The 17823-nt window shown below is 64.7% G+C and carries 15 protein-coding genes; 14 read left to right on the forward strand and 1 reads right to left on the reverse strand.

Features of this window, described 5'->3' with window-relative positions:
• Positions 1–3: 3 nt before the first annotated feature.
• From flhA to KM135_RS04215, 3 genes are all read left to right on the forward strand, one after another.
• A complete protein-coding gene (gene flhA, locus KM135_RS04205) occupies positions 4–2106 on the forward strand; it encodes a flagellar biosynthesis protein FlhA (protein ID WP_221712720.1) in 2103 nt (700 codons plus the stop codon).
• A 169-nt stretch (positions 2107–2275) separates the two neighbouring features.
• Positions 2276–3001 carry a sigma-70 family RNA polymerase sigma factor gene (locus KM135_RS04210; protein WP_221712721.1) on the forward strand — a complete coding sequence of 242 codons (726 nt, stop codon included), beginning with the start codon at positions 2276–2278 and terminating at the stop codon, positions 2999–3001.
• A 71-nt stretch (positions 3002–3072) separates the two neighbouring features.
• The gene (locus KM135_RS04215; protein ID WP_221712722.1) at positions 3073–3297 is read left to right on the forward strand and encodes a hypothetical protein; all 225 of its coding nucleotides are present in this window, start codon (positions 3073–3075) and stop codon (positions 3295–3297) included.
• Positions 3298–3317: 20 nt separating this feature from the next.
• Here KM135_RS04215 and KM135_RS04220 read toward each other — a convergent pair whose 3' ends face one another.
• A complete protein-coding gene (locus KM135_RS04220; RefSeq protein WP_221712723.1) occupies positions 3318–4214 on the reverse strand; it encodes a helix-turn-helix domain-containing protein in 897 nt (298 codons plus the stop codon).
• Positions 4215–4533: 319 nt separating this feature from the next.
• Here KM135_RS04220 and KM135_RS04225 point away from each other — a divergent pair, with 319 nt between their 5' ends.
• From KM135_RS04225 to fdhF, 11 genes are all read left to right on the forward strand, one after another.
• Positions 4534–6819, forward strand: coding sequence for a TonB-dependent receptor (locus tag KM135_RS04225; RefSeq protein WP_221712724.1), 2286 nt, complete (start codon positions 4534–4536; stop codon positions 6817–6819).
• A gap of 167 nt (positions 6820–6986) precedes the next feature.
• Positions 6987–7859: a 3-methyl-2-oxobutanoate hydroxymethyltransferase gene (gene panB / locus KM135_RS04230; RefSeq protein WP_221712725.1), complete on the forward strand. Its 873-nt coding sequence runs from the start codon at positions 6987–6989 to the stop codon at positions 7857–7859.
• Positions 7860–7956: 97 nt separating this feature from the next.
• Complete coding sequence (locus tag KM135_RS04235) at positions 7957–8658, forward strand: tetratricopeptide repeat protein (RefSeq protein WP_221712726.1); 702 nt, start codon at positions 7957–7959, stop codon at positions 8656–8658.
• Between the two features lie 29 nt (positions 8659–8687).
• Complete coding sequence (locus tag KM135_RS04240) at positions 8688–10016, forward strand: outer membrane protein assembly factor BamB family protein (protein ID WP_246605737.1); 1329 nt, start codon at positions 8688–8690, stop codon at positions 10014–10016.
• 101 nt (positions 10017–10117) lie between these two features.
• Positions 10118–11500: a ribosome biogenesis GTPase Der gene (gene der, locus KM135_RS04245; protein ID WP_221712728.1), complete on the forward strand. Its 1383-nt coding sequence runs from the start codon at positions 10118–10120 to the stop codon at positions 11498–11500.
• A 6-nt stretch (positions 11501–11506) separates the two neighbouring features.
• Positions 11507–11752: a sulfurtransferase TusA family protein gene (locus KM135_RS04250; RefSeq protein WP_221712729.1), complete on the forward strand. Its 246-nt coding sequence runs from the start codon at positions 11507–11509 to the stop codon at positions 11750–11752.
• 56 nt (positions 11753–11808) lie between these two features.
• On the forward strand, positions 11809–12282 hold the full coding sequence (locus KM135_RS04255) for an Hpt domain-containing protein (protein ID WP_221712730.1): 474 nt from the start codon (positions 11809–11811) through the stop codon (positions 12280–12282).
• 146 nt (positions 12283–12428) lie between these two features.
• Positions 12429–12863, forward strand: a complete 435-nt coding sequence (locus tag KM135_RS04260; RefSeq protein ID WP_221712731.1) for an NAD(P)H-dependent oxidoreductase subunit E — start codon at positions 12429–12431, stop codon at positions 12861–12863.
• A complete protein-coding gene (locus tag KM135_RS04265; protein ID WP_221713050.1) occupies positions 12863–14410 on the forward strand; it encodes an NADH-ubiquinone oxidoreductase-F iron-sulfur binding region domain-containing protein in 1548 nt (515 codons plus the stop codon). Before KM135_RS04260 ends, KM135_RS04265 begins: the two co-directional genes overlap by 1 nt.
• Positions 14410–14976 (forward strand): molybdenum cofactor guanylyltransferase, encoded by a 567-nt coding sequence (locus KM135_RS04270; RefSeq protein ID WP_221712732.1) that lies wholly within the window; start codon positions 14410–14412, stop codon positions 14974–14976. The genes KM135_RS04265 and KM135_RS04270 overlap by 1 nt, the downstream gene beginning before the upstream one ends.
• Entirely contained in the window at positions 14966–17821 is a 2856-nt protein-coding gene (fdhF, locus tag KM135_RS04275; RefSeq protein ID WP_221712733.1) for a formate dehydrogenase subunit alpha, read from the forward strand. Before KM135_RS04270 ends, fdhF begins: the two co-directional genes overlap by 11 nt.
• The last annotated feature ends 2 nt before the right edge of the window (positions 17822–17823 follow it).

Here is a 17823-nt window from a genome sequence, read left to right on the forward strand (position 1 = left end):
GACATGACCCGCAGCGACGTCAACGGTAAGATCTGGAGCCGCACAGCGAAGGGCGCGGCCATGCCGCTGGCCATTCTCGCGGTCGTCATGTTCATGATGGTGCCGGTCCCGGCGATCATGCTCGACATCGGTTTCGTCACCAACATCATGATCAGCCTCGCAGTGGTCATGATCGCGCTGAACGCCGCCAAACCGCTCGATTTCTCCAGCTTCCCGACCGTCCTGCTGTTCGCGACCCTGCTGCGCCTGGCGCTCAACGTCGCCTCGACCCGCGTCGTGCTGGTGGACGGCCACACCGGATCGGATGCGGCCGGCCATGTCATCGAGGCATTCGGCAATTTCATGATCGGCGGCGACTATGTCGTCGGCATCTTCGTGTTCGCGATCCTGATGATCATCAACCTGATGGTCATCACCAAGGGCGCGGGCCGCGTGTCCGAAGTCTCGGCGCGCTTCACCCTGGACGCCATGCCCGGCAAGCAGATGGCGATCGACGCCGATCTCAACGCCGGCCTGCTGACCGCCGAAGAAGCCAAACTGCGCCGCGCCGAGATCGCCACCGAGGCCGATTTCTATGGTTCGATGGACGGTGCCTCCAAATTCGTGAAGGGCGATGCCGTCGCCGGCATCCTGATCCTTGTCATCAACATCGTCGGCGGCATCATTCTGGGCGTCGTCAGCCACGGCCTCGACATCGGCCAGGCTGCGCAGACCTATGTGCTGCTCGCCATCGGCGACGCGCTGGTCGCGCAGGTGCCCGCCCTGCTGCTCTCCATCGCCGCGGCCGCCATCGTCACCCGCGTCAAGTCGGAAGACGATCTGGGCGGCCAGATCTCCTCGCAATTCAGCGTCGGCAAGGCCTGGTTCCCGGTCGCCGGTATTCTCACTTTTCTCGGCGTCCTGCCGGGCATGCCACACATGATCATCCTGCCGGCGGCCGGTATCTCCTGGTTCATCGCGCTCAAACTGCGCAAGGCCAGCCAGGTCGCAGCCGAAGTGCCGGCCGAAATGCCGGTGCCCGAGAACCCGGCGCATATCGAGTGGGCAGACGTCTCCGACGGCGCCGTGCTCGGCCTCGAGATCGGCTATGGCCTCATCAATCTGGTAGACGAGCGCAAGGACGCACCGCTCATCGGCCGCATCACCGGCATCCGCCGCCAGCTCTCGCGCGAGCTCGGCTTCGTCGTTCCGATGATCCGCGTGAAGGACAATCTTGCGCTCGGCGCCAACCAGTACCGTATCACCATTGCCGGCGCGGTCGTCGGCGAGGACGAGATCTGGCCGGAAGAACTGCTGGCGCTCGACAGCGGCGACCTGACCGGCACGATCGCGGGCCGCCGCGCCATGGACCCGACATTCGGTCTCGAAGCCGTCTGGATCGACACCAGCATGCGCAGCGAGGCCGTCGTCGCCGGTTATACCGTGGTCGATCCCTCGACGGTCGTGGCGACACACCTCAACCATCTCATCGTCAACAATGCAGCCGAGATGTTCGGCATGGACGAAGCGAAGAAGCTGCTCGACACGCTCAAGGAAGTCGCGCCCCAGCTCGCCGACGGCCTCACCCCGCAGCCGCTGACGCTGGCGCAGGTCACCGCGCTCTGCCGCCTGCTTCTCGCCGAGGGTATTCCGCTCAAGGACTTCCGCCGGATCGCCGAGGCGATGGTCGCGGTCGCCCGTCCGGACATGAGCGTCGATCTGCTCTGCGAAGCCGTCCGCCAGAAGATCGGATCGCTGATCATCCAGAATATCGTGCCGGTGAAGATGCCGCTGCCGGTCATCACGCTCGACGGCGAACTGGAAGGCCTGCTTGCGCAAGCCATGCGCGTGGCCGGCGATTCGCAGCATCCGATCGAGCCCGCGCTCGGCCAGCGACTCATCGAGCAGGTGAGCGCCGCTGCCCAGCCGCTGATGGCGCAGGCCCGCAGCTTCGCTATCGTAACCTCGCCGGTCGCGCGCCGCGCGCTCGCGCGTCTGTTCAAGCCGCATCTGCCCGAGACGCCGGTCCTCTCCTTCCTCGAAATTCCGGATGGAAAGCCCGTGGAAGTCGTTGCGGTCGTCGGCAATGAGAGCCGCATCAACCGCGTCGAGCGCCTCGCCGCATAAGCGCGCCATTTTTCGCCAGGTTCGCGCCGTGCCTCCGCTTGATGCAGGGGCGCGGCGCTTGGTGTTTCAGCTTGGCCAGCTACAAATGCTGCGCAAAAAAATTTACATCGCGCAGCCCTAAAGTCCGATGGAAAATGTCCGTTAAGGCTTTTGGGTTAGACCTCCCAACATGCAAAGCGCAAAGCTCAAGGTCGCAGCATATACGCATGGCGCCGGCGGTTCATCACCGGACCGGCTCGTGCAGCAATATATGCCGTTGGTGCGGAAGATCGCGTGGCATGTACATGGGCGTGTATCGTCCGCCATCGATATCGAGGACCTTCTCCAGATCGGCATGGTCGCCCTCGTCGAGGCCGCCAACGGCTTCGAGGATCGCGGGCACGGCTTTGCAACCTATGCGCAGATGCGCGTGCGCGGGGCGATGATCGATCATCTGCGCCGTCATGCGACGCTCTGCCGATCGGCAATGGCACGTCGCAAGACGATCCAGGAAGCGCGCCGGCAGATCGAGCAGAAGACCGGCCGCGCTCCGACCGAATCAGAAGTCGCGGATCATATGGGCCTCGACGCCGCGGCCTGGCGCGAGCTCGCCGACGGCACCGATCTGGCGCAGCATCAGAGCATGGACGAGGTCTATTCCGACCAGTCCATGTGGTTCGCCGATGTCACCGAACGGGCCGACGAAATGCTCGAGCGCGAGTCGCTCAAGAAGACGATCGCCGGCTGCATTTCCGAGTTGCCCGAGCGCGAGGCGATCGTGCTGCAGCTCTACTTCGTCGAGGAAATGAACCTCGAGGAAATCGGCATGACTCTGGACATCGGCGCCGCCCGGGTCTGCCAGATCAAGAAGTCCGCTCTGGACAAATTGCGCACCCGCCTCGCCGACCACGTCTGAGTTCGCTCAGGAACTCCACGCGCGTTCGACCATTTCCCCCGCAACACCCATAAGGTTGCGGAGAAGACATCATGGCGACTGAAGAACCCCGGACGGTTATCGTAGAGCGCTCGCGCGGCGGTGGCATGACCCTCATTGCGATCCTGCTGCTCGGCATAATCGTGGCGATCGCGGCTTTCGTCCTCATCGACAAGGACGGCCGCAAGGACGACGCGATCACGACTGCGGCACAACAGGTCGGCGATGCCGCGCAGCAGGCCGGCGACGCCGCGCAGGAAGCCGCGAAGAAGGAATGAGGCGTATCCCTCCCGGCGGGCTAAACGTCCGCCGGGACTTCGTTCTCCGGTGAAACGGCATGCCGGGAGTGGCGGAAACTTCGGGGCGAACATCCGGCCATTTGTGCGAACATCCGCGTGAAATAGGCGGGGTCGGAAAAGCCGAGGCTGTAGGCGATCTGCCCCACGGAAAGGTTTGTGTAGCACAGGGCGCGCTTGGCCTCGAGCATCGCCCTCATGTTGAGAATCCTCCCAGGAGATCTGCCTGCCACCCTGGCGCAGGCGATTCTCAACGTGGTCGCGCTCACACCCAGTCGATCCGTATAGACCTCGACAGGTTCGCGCAGGCGAAAGCGTTCCTCCACCAGCGCACGATATCGAGCGACGATCGCTGCATGGCGTCCCGGCGCAGCCCTCGCCCCCTCCGCCGATAGAGCCCTGCTGCGCAGCGCATGAACGATGACGGACATGAGGGAGGCTTCGATCGCCGTTCGATGGCCGGATGCAGCCCAGCCCAGTTCCCGCATGATGACCCTGGCGTGGTCGCTGACGGCAGACGCGACCTCCGCATCCAGCGCAGCGATTCCGGGCGCGGCGAACAGGTCCGCAACGTCAGGTTCACGGTGAATGAGCGCGTCGCGCTGTGTATTCGCAAAGGTGATCACATAGCCTCGCGACTCATCCTGCCAGCGGAAACCATGGACGGTCCGGGCGGGCACGATCAGCAGGCACGGCGCCTCGAACGGCGTTTCCGTGCTGTCGGCCTGCATGACGCCACCGCCTTCGGTGAGCACCATGATGTGGTTCAATTCACGGTGAGAATGCGGACGGATTGTCCAACCCGCAGGGCGGGAACGCAGATCCAGACCTTCGGCGTGCAGAAAATCGTCCGCGATCGTTCGATGGGGTTCGCCATAAAGATAAAAGGTCGGAATCATACCGATTTACGCTCGCCGGATCGAAAATGCCGTTGAAAAATCCAAATAATCGGTTCCTGCTGCCATGTCCATTCCGTCCCGAAAGCCTATGGAGGAGAATGTCGGTTTCGAACGCCGAAGTGCTGGAAAGGCAGGGAAGGTGTTGCGGGTAAGGAAGGCGATTGCTTCGACGGCCCTGCCGATACGCTTCGCCTCTCGCTCGAATGACGAGCGCCCCCATCCAGTCGGAAGCACTTCGGATATGACGATATCAACCGACGCATCCTGGACCGCGCCATAGGAACAGCGCGAACGCGATTAATATTCAGGGGAGGAAAACATGATCCACAAGCTCAAGATTGCGCACCGGCTTTCAGGCGTCAGTGTTGCAATGGTCGCCGCCATGATCGCAGCGCCCGTTTACGCCCAGGAGGGTGACGCCACCGAAGACGCCCTGATGGACGAAATCGTCGTCACGGCGCAAAAGCGCAGCCAGTCGCTTTCCGACGTCTCGCTGTCCGTCTCGGCCGTCGGCTCCGACAAACTGGCCTCCACCGGCACGGGCGGTATCGAAGGCCTGCAGAACCTCGTCCCGAGCATCAGCTTCGGCAATGACTTCAATTTCGCCAAGCTGTTCATCCGCGGGATCGGCCTGTCGAGCTCGCTGCCCGGCGTCGATCCCTCGGTCGCGCTGCATGTCGACGGCGCCGTGGTCGCCCTCGCCCAGGCCCAGCTCGGCTCGATGTTCGATTTGGAGCGCGTCGAGGTGTTGCGCGGTCCGCAAGGCACGCTCTACGGGCGTAACGCAACCGGCGGCGCGGTCAACCTGATCACCGCCAAGCCGACCGACACGCTCGAAGGCTATGTTCGCGCCACCGTTGGCGGCGACAATCTCTACTATGCCGGCGAAGGCGCGATCAGTGGCCCGCTCACCGAAGGCATACGCGCGCGCCTCGCCCTTCGAGGCGTGCATCGCGACGGCTACGGCATCAATGAGTTCACCGGCAACGACGTCGACAACGTCAATCAATGGTCGGGTCGCCTTCACCTCGAATTCCTGCCGACCGAGAAGCTCTCCATCCTGCTGACCGGCGAATATCACAAGGAGCATGATCGCTCGCTGGCCGTGAAGTTCCGCGCCATCTCCTTCCCCGGTACGACGACGCCGAGCCTGACCTCGCTCGGGCAGCGCGACGGCGCGTCCTTCGCCAGCGATCCGCGCAACCTCAACACCAACTACGACCCGATCAATCACCGCAAGCAATGGGCTCTAACGGGTACGATCAGCTACGAGCTGGATGACGTGTTCACGCTCAAGTCGATCACCAGCTACCGCGATTTCGAAGCCATCTTCTTCCACGATTTCGACATGTCGTCCTATGCCGGCTATCGCCTCGCCCAGACCAGCGCGACGCAGACCAGCGCCAATCACTGGCAGCCGGTGTTCGAGGATCAGTTCTCCGAAGAGCTCCAGCTCAATATCGACACCGACAAGCTGCACGGCATCGCCGCCTTCTACTATCTCAAGGAGAAGGTCCGCGTTGAAAATCATATCGGCTTCGACGTGCTCACGAACACCGATCCGTTTCGCGTCCAGTTCGACGGCACGCAGGATGTCGAGACCTGGGCCGCCTTCGCCAACCTGACTTACGACCTCACCGACCAGCTCTCGCTGAAGGCAGGCGGTCGGTACAGCTGGGAAAAGCGCCACCTCAAGAACAATAGCGGCATCGGTTCAGCGGCGACCGGTTTCGTGCTCGACGCGCTGCAATGGGACCACAGCAAGAGCTGGACCGATTTTTCACCCACGCTCGGTGTCGAATATCGGCCCAATGATGATCTGCTGCTCTATTTCAACTGGGCGCGCGGCTTCAAAAGCGGCACCGCCGAAATCGGTTCGCGCCGTTCGGCTGTCGCCACCACGCCGTTCGTGAATCCCGAGGAAGTGGAAGCTTTCGAAGGCGGCCTGAAAGCCACGTTCCAGCGAGTCCAGTTCAACCTCGCCGTCTTCCATCAGAAGCTCGAGAACGGTCAGTTCCAACGGACTTTCCCGATCGCGGCGCCGCCCTTCTTCGCCAGCCGACTGGAAAATGCGGCAGTGTCCGAAGCCAATGGCGCCGAACTGGAAGTGCGCTGGCGGCCGACGCGCGGGCTCGTGCTCGACGCCTCGATCGCCTATCTCGACTCGAAGTTCACGAGCTTCTTCTCGAAGGATCCGCTCGATCCGGCCCTGTTCGGCCCCGGCGGCGCCAATGTTCCAGACCAGGATCTTTCGGGCAACCGCACCCGCATGTCCCCGGAGTGGAGCCTCAACCTCAACCCGAGCTATGAGTTCGATCTCTCGGACATGGGCTCGCTCCAGCTTGCGTCGAACATCGCCTATCGGAGCAAGCAATATCACACCGAGTTCAACGACGATCGCCTGGCACAGGACCCATATTGGATGATCGATGCCAATATGCTCTTCACGACTGCGGATGAGCGCTATTCGCTGAACCTGTGGGTCAAGAACCTCACTGACGAGTTCGTCTGGGCCGGCAGCTATGCGGTCGCGACCAGCCGGACCATCGGCGGGACATTGATGCCGCCGCGCACTTACGGCGCGACATTCGGCTTCAAATTCTGATGACGGAAGAGCCGGCGCTTCACGGCGCCGGCTTCTCACGACCGAGCGTCGAGCCTGGTTGCGAGTGTTGCAGACCCTTCCGGCCTGGCAGCTCCCCGAGGACGGCCGTTCACTTCCAAAGACCACCTCCTCTAGCCGATGCGGCCAACCTCCGTTAGAGAGGCGGCATGTCCGCAACTTATACGCTCGACACCTCGACCAGCCGCGCGAACCCGACGCCGGCACCGATCCGGCGCCTGACCATTCCCGGGCTGCGTGCGCGCAAGGTCGATGGCGTCACCGCCGAGCCGATCGTCGTGCTGACCGCCTATACGGCGCGGCAGGCGCAATTGCTCGATCCGCATTGCGACATGCTGCTCGTCGGGGATTCGCTCGGTCAGGTGATTTACGGCCTGCCCTCCAGCGTGCCGGTCACGCTTGAGATGATGGCGGCGCATGGCGCGGCGGTCGTGCGTGGCAGCTATCATAGCGTGGTGATCGTCGATATGCCGTTCGGCAGCTACGAAGCCTCGCCTGCCCAGGCTTTCGACAATGCCGCTCGCCTGCTCAAGGAAACCGGGGCGGCCGGCGTCAAGCTGGAAGGCGGCGCGGCCATGGCCGAGACCATCGCCTTTCTCACCGCGCGGGGCATCCCGGTCTGCGGCCATGTCGGCCTAACACCGCAGGCGATCAACGTGCTGGGCGGCTATGGTCCGCGCGGTCGCGACGAGGCGGAAGCCGACAAGATCAAGCAGGACGCCCGCGCCGTCTCGGACGCAGGCTGCTTCGCGATGGTCATCGAAGGCGTGATCGAGCCGCTTGCCGCCGCGATCACGGCCGCGGTCCCCTGCCCTACGATCGGCATCGGCGCGTCGCCCGATTGTGACGGACAGGTGCTGGTGACCGAGGACATGGTCGGCATGTTCGAGCGCACGCCGCGCTTCGTGAAGCGCTATGCCGATCTCGCCGGCACGATCGGCGAAGCGGCGGCGCACTATGCCGCGGAGGTGCGCGCGCGGACCTTCCCGGGACAGGATCAGCTCTACCAGCCGAAAAAGTGATTTTATTGCAGTTCAGCCGCCGCTAAGGTCCGCGGCCACAAAGCCGCCTATGCCGCGTCATGCTGTCGCACCCATCCGAACCGAACGGAGATAAGATTTGGCCCTGACGCCACATCAGACCGATGCCCTGCTTCGCGAAGTCGACGATGCCGTCCGTCAGGACGATATGGTAAGCTTCTGGCGGAACTATGGCCGTCTGCTCATCGGCGCCATCCTGCTCGGTCTTGCCGCCTTCGGCGGTTGGCTGTTCTGGCAGAATCATCGCAGCAATGTCGCGCAGGAGAATAGCGAGCAGTTCGCCAATCTGCTCAAGTCCGCCCAGGGCGCAACGCTCGATCAGCCCGTCTATGACAAGCTCGTCAAGGAAGGCGGCCCCGCCTACAAGAGCGAGGCCGAACTGGTGAAGGCTGCGCTTTCTGCCGGCAAGGGGGACGCCGCGACCGCCGTCACCGCCTATGACGCGATCATTGCCGACCCCGATGCGCTCCAGCCGATGAAGGACGCCGCGCTCGTCCGCAAGACCGCGCTGACCTTTGACGGCGTCAAGCCCGAGCAGGTCGTTGCCGCGCTCAAGGGCCTCGCCGTCCCCGGTAATGCCTGGTTCGGCAGCGCCGGCGAACTGACGGCCGTCGCCTATCTCAAAATGGGCCGGCGCGATCGTGCCGCAGAGCTGTTTTCCAGCCTGACGCGCGATCCGACCGTGCCGGAATCGATCAGGATGCGTGCGGCCCAGATGGCCAGCATGCTGGGTTCGCCAGTCGCCGCCGCGCCAGCCGCGCCGGCACCGGCCGCACAATAGAGACAAGAAAGAATCGGATGAGGAGTCGCATGAACCACCGGGCCACCTGGATGATCCTGCCCGTGACGCTGCTGGCCCTGAGTGGCTGTGGCGCTCTTGGAGGCAAGAAGGGTGGACCCAAGACGCCGGTCCATGGCGATCGGACGTCGATCCTGAGCGGCACCGAAGTGACGGCGGCCGACTCGACGGTCGAATCGATGCCGGTCACCCTTCCCGAGGCGCAGCTCAACACCGATTGGGCGCAGCCCGGCGGCTCGCCGTCCAAGGCGATCGGCCATGTCGCGCTCGGCGCCGGCACCCAGCAGGTCTGGACCGGCTCGATCGCCGGCGGCAGTGCCCGTGCGCGGCTTGCCTCCCCGCCCGTCATCTCCGGCGGCAAGCTGTACGTCATCGATACCGAGGCCGTGGTTCACGCATTCGATGCCAAGAGCGGCCGGCGCATCTGGTCGTCGAGCATCCGCGCCAAGGACGATCAGGGCAAGGTCCAGTTCGGCGGCGGCGTCAGCGTCGAAGGCGAGCGTGTCTATGTGACCACGGGCATCGGCGATGTCGCTGCGATCAGTGCCACCGACGGCAGTGTCGTGTGGAAAGTACGGCCGGGCGGTCCGTTGCGCGGCTCCCCCACTTTGTCGAACGGCAACGTCTATGTGATGAGCCAGGACAATCAGCTCTTCGCGCTGGGGGAAGCGGACGGCGCAGTGCTCTGGACGGACAGCGGCACGCTCGAATCGACCGGCGTGTTCGGCGTTGCGGCGCCCTCGGCCGGTCAGGGCTCGGTGATCGCGGGCTTCAGCTCGGGCGAGCTCACCGCCTATCGCTACGAGAATGGCCGCGCGCTGTGGGGCGACGCGCTCAGCCGCACCAGCATCTCGACCTCGGTCGCCACACTGACCGATATCGACGCCGACCCGGTGATCGATCGTGGCCGCGTGTTCGCGATCGGCGAAGGCGGCCGCATGGCGTCCTACGAGCTGCTCAGCGGCCAGCGCCTCTGGGAGCTCAATATCGGCGGCGTCTCGACGCCGCTGGTCGTGGGCGACTGGGTGTTCGTCGTGACCGACAAGGCCAAGCTCTTCTGCATCACCCGCGCCACCGGCAAGGTGCGCTGGATCAGCGAGCTGCCGGCGTGGCGCAAGCCGCAGAAGAAGACCGGCGCCATTCGCTGGCGCGGCCCGATCCTGGCCGGCGGCAAGCTCATCCTGGTCTCGACCGAGGGTGCGCTCGTCCATATCGATCCGGCGACCGGCAAGGTCAATTACGAGACCGAGCTCAACGACGGCGTATCGCTTTCACCGGTGGTGGCCGACAACATGCTCTACCTGCTCTCGGACGACGGGCGGCTCCTCGCCTATCGGTGATATCGGCCGCGATTTGGCGCGGGCATCGTCCACGTGATAACAGCGCGTGCCCTCACGAATGTGGGGGCACGATTTTCTTTTTCTGTCAGGGCCTTTTCTCCATGCTCCCCGTCGTCGCCATCATCGGCCGTCCCAATGTCGGCAAGTCGACCCTGTTCAACAGGCTGGTCGGCAAGAAGCTCGCTCTGGTCGACGACCGGCCGGGCGTGACGCGCGATCGGCGCGAGGGCGATGCCGAGTTGCTCGGCCTCAAATTCCGGATCGTCGATACGGCAGGGTTCGAGGAGGACGATCCGCAGAGCCTCCCCGGCCGCATGCGCGCACAGACCGAGATGGCGGTTCAGGGCGCCGCCGTCGCGCTGTTCATGATCGACGCGCGCGCCGGCGTCACGCCGCTCGACGAGCATATCGCGCGCTGGCTGCGCGCCAGCAACACACCGGTCATCCTTCTCGCCAACAAGGCGGAGGGTCGCGCGGCCGATCCGGGCATCATGGAAGCCTTCTCGCTCGGCTTCGACGAGCCTGTCGCCATTTCCGCCGAACATGGCCAGGGTCTTGCCGACCTGTTCGAGGCGATCCGCCCTCATGTCGAGATCGACGAGGAGGAAGCGGACGAGCTCGATGAGGCGGACGATCAGGAGGCCGACGACAATGCACCGCTCAAGCTCGCGATCGTCGGGCGCCCCAATGCCGGCAAATCGACGCTGATCAATCGCTTCCTTGGCCAGGAACGGCTCATTACCGGCCCGGAAGCCGGCATCACGCGCGACAGCATCGCCATCGACTATCGCTGGCCCGCACCGGACGGCCGCATCCGCGACGTGCGCCTCATCGACACGGCGGGCATGCGCAAGCGCGCCAAGGTGCAGGACAAGCTGGAAAAGCTCTCCGTCGCCGATGCGCTGCACGCGGTCGATTTCGCCGAGGTCGTCGTGCTGCTGCTCGATGCAACCCTGGGTCTTGAGGCGCAGGACCTCAAGATTGCCGACAAGGTGCTGAGCGAAGGCCGCGCCCTCGTCATCGCGCTCAACAAATGGGATGTCGCGGAGAACGGATCGTCGCTCTATCAGGGCGTGCGCAGGGCGCTCGACGAAGGGCTCGCGCAGGTACGCGGCGTGCCGCTGCTCACCGTCTCGGGCGCCACCGGCAAGGGTCTCGACGACCTGCTTCAGGCCGCGTTCGATACGCGCTTCCGCTGGTCGCAGCGCGTGCCGACGAGCCTGCTCAACCGCTGGTTCGACGACGCGCTTGAAGCCAATCCCCCGCCCGCTCCCGGCGGCAAGCGCATCAAGCTGCGCTACATCACGCAGGCCCGCATCCGCCCGCCGACGTTCGTCATCTTCGGCACGCGGCTTGACGAATTGCCGGAAAGCTACAGCCGCTATCTGGTGAACGGGATCCGCAAGGCGCTGGACTTCTCCGGCGTTCCGATCCGTCTTAATCTGCGCAGCGCCCGCAATCCGTTCGACCGGACCAAAAAATGAGCGCCGATGAGCGCTGCTGACGCCGGACTGCGGCGCCTCGACACGCGCGGCCTTAAATGCCCCTGGCCGGTGCTACGCGCCGCGCGGGTCATGCGGGAGGTCGATGCCGTCCTCATCCTGGCCGACGATCCCGTCGCGCTCATCGACATTCCCGCGCTCGCGCAGGCCAATGACTGGGCAATCGAGATCGTCGAGCGTGACGCGCACGCGGAATATCGCCTGCAAAAATCGACAATCGGCCCAAGCCGTTAAGTCTGTTTTTACGGGCGTGAGCGATATTGTCCGCTCAGGAGAATCGGGTCAAAGCCATGTCCTATTATTATTCGATCCCACTGGTGAACGAGCCGGAACTGGCGCAGGCACGAGCCGTCATCGGCGCAGGCCTCGCGCGTATCATCGGCTATTTCCGGGAAGACGGCGCCAAGTCCATCGTCCAGATCGAGGAAGCGCTCGCTACGGGCAATGCCGCCGCGATGGTCATTCCGGCGCACACGCTCAAAGGTGAGTCGCGCCAGTTCGGCGCCCGTCGCCTGGGCGACATCGCCGAAGTCATCGAGAAGACGGCGCGTCGCTGCGTCGAGCAGCACACCGCTCCCGAGGAGGTTGCGAGCGAGGTCGCCATGCTGCGTGGCTGCTTCGTCGAGACCCTCGCTGTCCTTGAAGCCGGCGCGCCGGCGGCACCGGCTCCCCAGCCGGTCAGCTACGCGCCAGCGCCCGTGGCACCGCGACCGGCGGCCTCCTTCGGCAACGCACCGCGCACCTTCGGCCGCCGAATCGGCTGACCCCAAGCCGCTGACAACGTAGCAGCGCTGCAACATCGCGTGGCAATGCCGCTGCGGTGAGCGGCGCTTTGCGCTTGCGTGTCGTGCAAAAAATAGGCAGTAAGACAAACGAATTTAGACCATCATTTGGCTTGGGAGATGTGCGCGTGACTGACGGGAAGGCCGCTCGGCTGGACGAGATCATCGCGAGCCATGCGCATCGCGAAGGTCCGATGCTGCCGATCCTCCACGACGTCCAGGCTGAGTTCGGCCATGTCAGCGAGGACGCCAAGCGCACCATTGCGAAGGCACTGAATCTCAGCCGTGCCGAAGTGCATGGCGTGGTCAGCTTCTACCACGACTTCAAGGCCGAGCCGGTGGGCAAGCCCGTCCTCAAACTCTGCCGCGCCGAGTCCTGTAAGGCGCGCGGTGTCGAGAATCTGGTGGCGGCGGCCGAAGCGGCGGCGGGCGACCGGGTCGAGATCGAGACGATCTATTGCCTTGGGCTGTGCAGCGTCGGCCCCAATGCGATGATCGGCAAGCGGCCCTATGCGATGCTCGACGTGCCCAAGATCGAAGCGCTGATCCGGGAGATGGCATGATGGTTACGGTGCGCATTTCCGACGACGCGCTCGCCATTGCCTGCGGCGCGGACGACGTGGCGAAAGCCTTCGAGAAGGCCGGCGCGACCGTCGAGCGGGTGTCCAGCTGGGGCATGCAGTGGCTGGAGCCGCTGGTCGAGATCAGCGGCATTGGCTTCGGTCCAGCAACGCCCGGCGACGTGCAGGCAATCCTGGACGGCGGCGCGGATGCGATCTGCATCGGCCCGATCGCGGCCCACCCCTTCATCGCCGGCCAGCAGCGCCTGACCTTCGCGCGTGCCGGCAAGACCCGGCCGACCAGCCTTGAGGACTACGAGGCGACCGGCGGCTGGAAGGGTCTCAATCGCGCCAGAGAGCTCGGCCCGGAAGCGGCGGTCGAGGAAGTCGTGTCCTCGGGCCTGCGCGGTCGCGGCGGCGCGGGTTTCCCGACCGGCATCAAGTGGCGCACCGTGGCGGGCGCCAAGGCCGACCAAAAATATATCGTCTGCAATGCCGACGAGGGCGACAGCGCGACCTTTGCCGACCGCATGGTCATGGAAGGCGATCCCTATATGCTCATCGAGGGCATGGCGATCGCCGGGTTCGCGGCCGGCGCGACGCGCGGCTACATCTACTGCCGCTCGGAATATCCGCACGCCATCGCCAAGCTCGAGGAAGCGATCCACAAGAGCGCGCACATCGTGCATCCCTTCGTGCTGGAAGTGCGTGAGGGCGCCGGCGCCTATGTCTGCGGCGAGGAAACCTCGCTCCTCAACAGCCTGGAAGGCAAGCGCGGCGAAGTGCGCGCCAAGCCGCCCATTCCGGCGCTGGTCGGCCTGTTCGGCCGCCCCACCATCGTCAACAATGTGCTGAGCCTCGCCGCCGTGCCGTTCATTCTGGCCGAGGGTGCCAAGGCCTATGCCGATTGCGGCATGGGTCGCTCGCGCGGCACGATGCCGATCCAGCTCGCCGGCAACATCAAGCATGGCGGCCTGTATGAGACTGCGTTCGGCATCACGCTCGGCGCGCTGGTCAACGATATTGGCGGCGGCACCGCGACGGGCAAGCCGGTCAAGGGCGTGCAGGTCGGCGGACCTCTGGGGGCCTATTTGCACCCCGACCAGTTCGATATTCCGTTCGACTATGAAGCCTATGCGGCCGTCGACGCGCTGATCGGCCATGGCGGCATCACCGTGTTCGACGAGGATGCGGACATGGCCGGCATGGCGCGCTTCGCCATGGAATTCTGCGCGGCCGAGAGCTGCGGAAAATGCACGCCCTGTCGCATCGGCTCGACTCGCGGCGTGGAGCTGATCGACCGCATTCTCGACCGTGCGCCGCGCACCCGCGACACAGTCGAAGCGCTGCCGCAGATGCACAATGCGCCCAAGGACCAGCGCAGTCTCGACGATGAGATCGAGCTGCTCGAGGACCTGTGCGAGACGATGAAGTTCGGTTCGCTCTGCGCGCTGGGCGGGTTCACGCCTTATCCGGTGATGAGCGCCCTCAAGCACTGGCCCGCCGATTTTGGCGTCGCCACGGCCAAGGTTCCGGAGGCGGCCGAATAATGAGCTGCTGCGTCGGCCTCGTCAGCACGGATCGCCGCCTCGTCATGGGTGCGGTGATTGCCGGCGGCAAGTCGACCCGTTTCGGCAGCGACAAGGCGCTGGCGCAGCTCAACGGCCGCTCGCTGATCGATCAGGTCGCCGAGACGCTGTCGGGCCAGTGCGCCGAGATGATCGTCGTCGGCCGTGAGCATTCCGGCCTCCAGAGCATTCCCGATCAGCCCGCGCCCGACATGGGGCCACTGGGCGGCATTGCGGCGGCGCTGATCGAGGCGCATGCGCGCGGCTACTCCGCCGTGCTGACCGTGCCTTGCGATGCCTATGACCTGCCGGGCGACCTGCTGAAGCAGCTTCACCCCTTCCCCGCTTATGTGGAAAATCTTCCGGTCGTCGGATTGTGGCCCGCTTATGCCGCAGCCGATGCGCTCGCTATTCTTGAATCGGAAGAAAAACATTCCATCAAGGGCTTTGCAGCCCGGATTTCCGCGCGTGCCGTGCAATTGGCACGCGATCCTGCTAATATAAACACCGTCGCCGATCTGGAGCGAGTTGAACGCCATGGGATATGAACCGCAAGCCGATTTCGGGACCCCCGCTTCCAAATCGGAGAAGCTGGTCACGCTGACCATCGACGGTCGCGCCATCACCGTGCCCGAGGGTACGAGCGTGATGCGCGCGGCGGCCGAAAGCGGCGGCTCCATCCCCAAGCTCTGCGCGACGGACAATGTGAAGAGCTTCGGCTCCTGCCGTCTCTGCCTCGTCGAGGTGGACGGCATGCGCGGCACCCCCGCCAGCTGCACCACGCCGGTCATGGAGGGCATGAACGTCCACACCCAGACGCCGCGCCTGCAGAAGCTGCGCAAGGGCGTCATGGAGCTCTACATCTCCGATCACCCGCTGGACTGCCTGACCTGTTCGGACAACAATGATTGCGAGCTGCAGGACAATGCTGCGGCCGTCGGCCTGCGCGACGTGCGCTATGGATATTCGGGCGACAATCATCTCGGCCTCGCGACCGACACGTCGAACCCCTATTTCGATTTCGATCCCAGCAAGTGCATCGCCTGCTCGCGCTGCGTGCGCGCCTGCGACGAAGTGCAGGGCACCTTCGCGCTGACGATCGAAGGTCGCGGTTTCGCGTCCAAGGTCTCGGCCGGCACCAGCATGGACGATTTCCTCTCGTCCGAGTGCGTCTCGTGCGGCGCCTGCGTGCAGGCCTGCCCGACGGCGACACTGCAGGAAAAGCCGATGAAGGAGATCGGCAAGCCCGAGCGCGCCGTCGTCACCACCTGCGCCTATTGCGGCGTCGGCTGCACCTTCCGCGCGGAGATGCGCGGCGAGCAGCTCGTGCGTATGGTCCCCTGGAAGGACGGCAAGGCCAATCGCGGCCATAGCTGCGTCAAGGGCCGCTTCGCCTGGGGCTATGCCCAGCACAAGGACCGCATCCTCAACCCGATGATCCGCAAGTCGATCAACGATCCCTGGCAGGAAGTCAGCTGGGACGAGGCGATCGCCTACACGGCATCCGAGATCAAGCGCATCAAGGATAATTACGGCGCCCGCGCGCTCGGCGGCGTCACCAGCTCGCGCTGCACGAACGAGGAAGCCTTCCTCGTCCAGAAGATCATCCGCGCCGGCTTCGGCTCGAACAACACGGACACCTGCGCGCGCGTCTGCCACTCGCCGACCGGCTTCGGCCTCTCGACCGCGTTCGGCACCTCGGCCGGCACGCAGGATTTCGACAGCGTGATGGACAGCGACGTGATCCTCGTGATCGGCGCCAATCCAACGGACGGCCACCCTGTGTTCGCGAGCCGCATGAAGCGCCGCCTGCGTCAGGGCGCCAAGCTGATCGTGGTCGATCCGCGCCGCACGGACATTGTCCGCTCGCCGCATATCGAGGCCGATTTCCACCTGCCGCTCCAGCCCGGCACCAATGTCGCCGTGCTGACCGCGCTGGCGCATGTCATCGTGACCGAAGGCCTCGCCGCCGAGGCGTTCATCAAGGAACGCTGCGACTGGGACGAGTATCAGGAATGGGCCGAGTTCGTCTCGCGTCCGCAGAATTCTCCGGAATTCCTGGAACCCGTCACTCGCGTGAAGGCCGAGGACATCCGCGGCGCGGCGCGTCTGTTCGCCACTGGCGGCAACGGCGCCATCTATTACGGCCTCGGTGTGACCGAGCATTCGCAGGGCAGCTCGACCGTGCTGGCGATCGCCAACCTCGCCATGGTGACCGGCAATGTCGGCCGTCGCGGCGTCGGCGTGAACCCGCTGCGCGGGCAGAACAACGTGCAAGGCAGCTGCGACATGGGCAGCTTCCCGCACGAGCTCTCCGGCTATCGCCACATCACCGACAATGTCGCCCGCAAGCTCTTCGAGGATGATTGGGGCGTCACGCTCGATCCGGAGCCGGGCCTGCGCATCCCCAACATGCTGGACGCGGCCGTCGATGGCTCGTTCAAGCTGTTCTACTGCCAGGGTGAGGACATCCTCCAGTCCGATCCGAACACCCATCATGTCGCCGCCGGCCTCGCCGCGATGGAATGCGTCATCGTCCACGACCTGTTCCTGAACGAGACCGCCAATTACGCGCACATCTTCCTGCCCGGCTCGACCTTCCTCGAGAAGAACGGCACCTTCACCAATGCCGAGCGCCGTATCCAGCTCGTGCGCAAGGTGATGGAGCCGGCCAATGGCTATGAGGACTGGGAAATCACCCAGTTGATGGCGCAGGCCATGGGCCTCGACTGGAATTACAGCCATCCCAAGGAAATCCTCGCCGAGATCGCGCGCCTGACGCCGACCTTCGCCGGCGTTTCGTGGGAGCGCCTCGACGCCGAGGGCTCGCTGCAGTGGCCGGTCAACGAGAAGTTCCCGGACGGCGCGCCGATCATGCATGTCGACGGCTTCGTGCGCGGCAAGGGCAAGTTCGTCGTCACGGATTATGTTCCGACCGACGAGAAGACCGGCCCGCGCTTCCCGCTGCTGCTCACCACCGGCCGCATCCTCAGCCAGTATAATGTCGGCGCGCAGACGCGGCGCACCGGCAATGTCGCCTGGCACCCGGAGGATCTGCTGGAGATGCATCCGGTCGATGCCGAGGATCGCGGCCTGAAGGACGGCGACTGGGCGCGCCTCGCCAGCCGTGCCGGCGAGACGACCCTGCGCGTGCAGGTGACCGATCGCGTGGCGCCGGGCGTGGTCTACACGACCTTCCACCACCCGGCGACGCAGGCCAATGTCATCACCACCGAATATTCGGACTGGGCCACCAATTGCCCCGAATACAAGGTGACGGCGGTGCAGATCTCGCCTTCCAACGGTCCGACCGACTGGCAGGAAGAATATGAGGAGCAGGCTCGTCGTTCGCGACGGATCGCCGGCACGGTGACGGCGGAAGCGGCGGAATAAGC

It is taken from the genome of Sphingobium xanthum, from assembly GCF_019737615.1.
Taxonomy (GTDB): domain Bacteria; phylum Pseudomonadota; class Alphaproteobacteria; order Sphingomonadales; family Sphingomonadaceae; genus Sphingobium; species Sphingobium xanthum.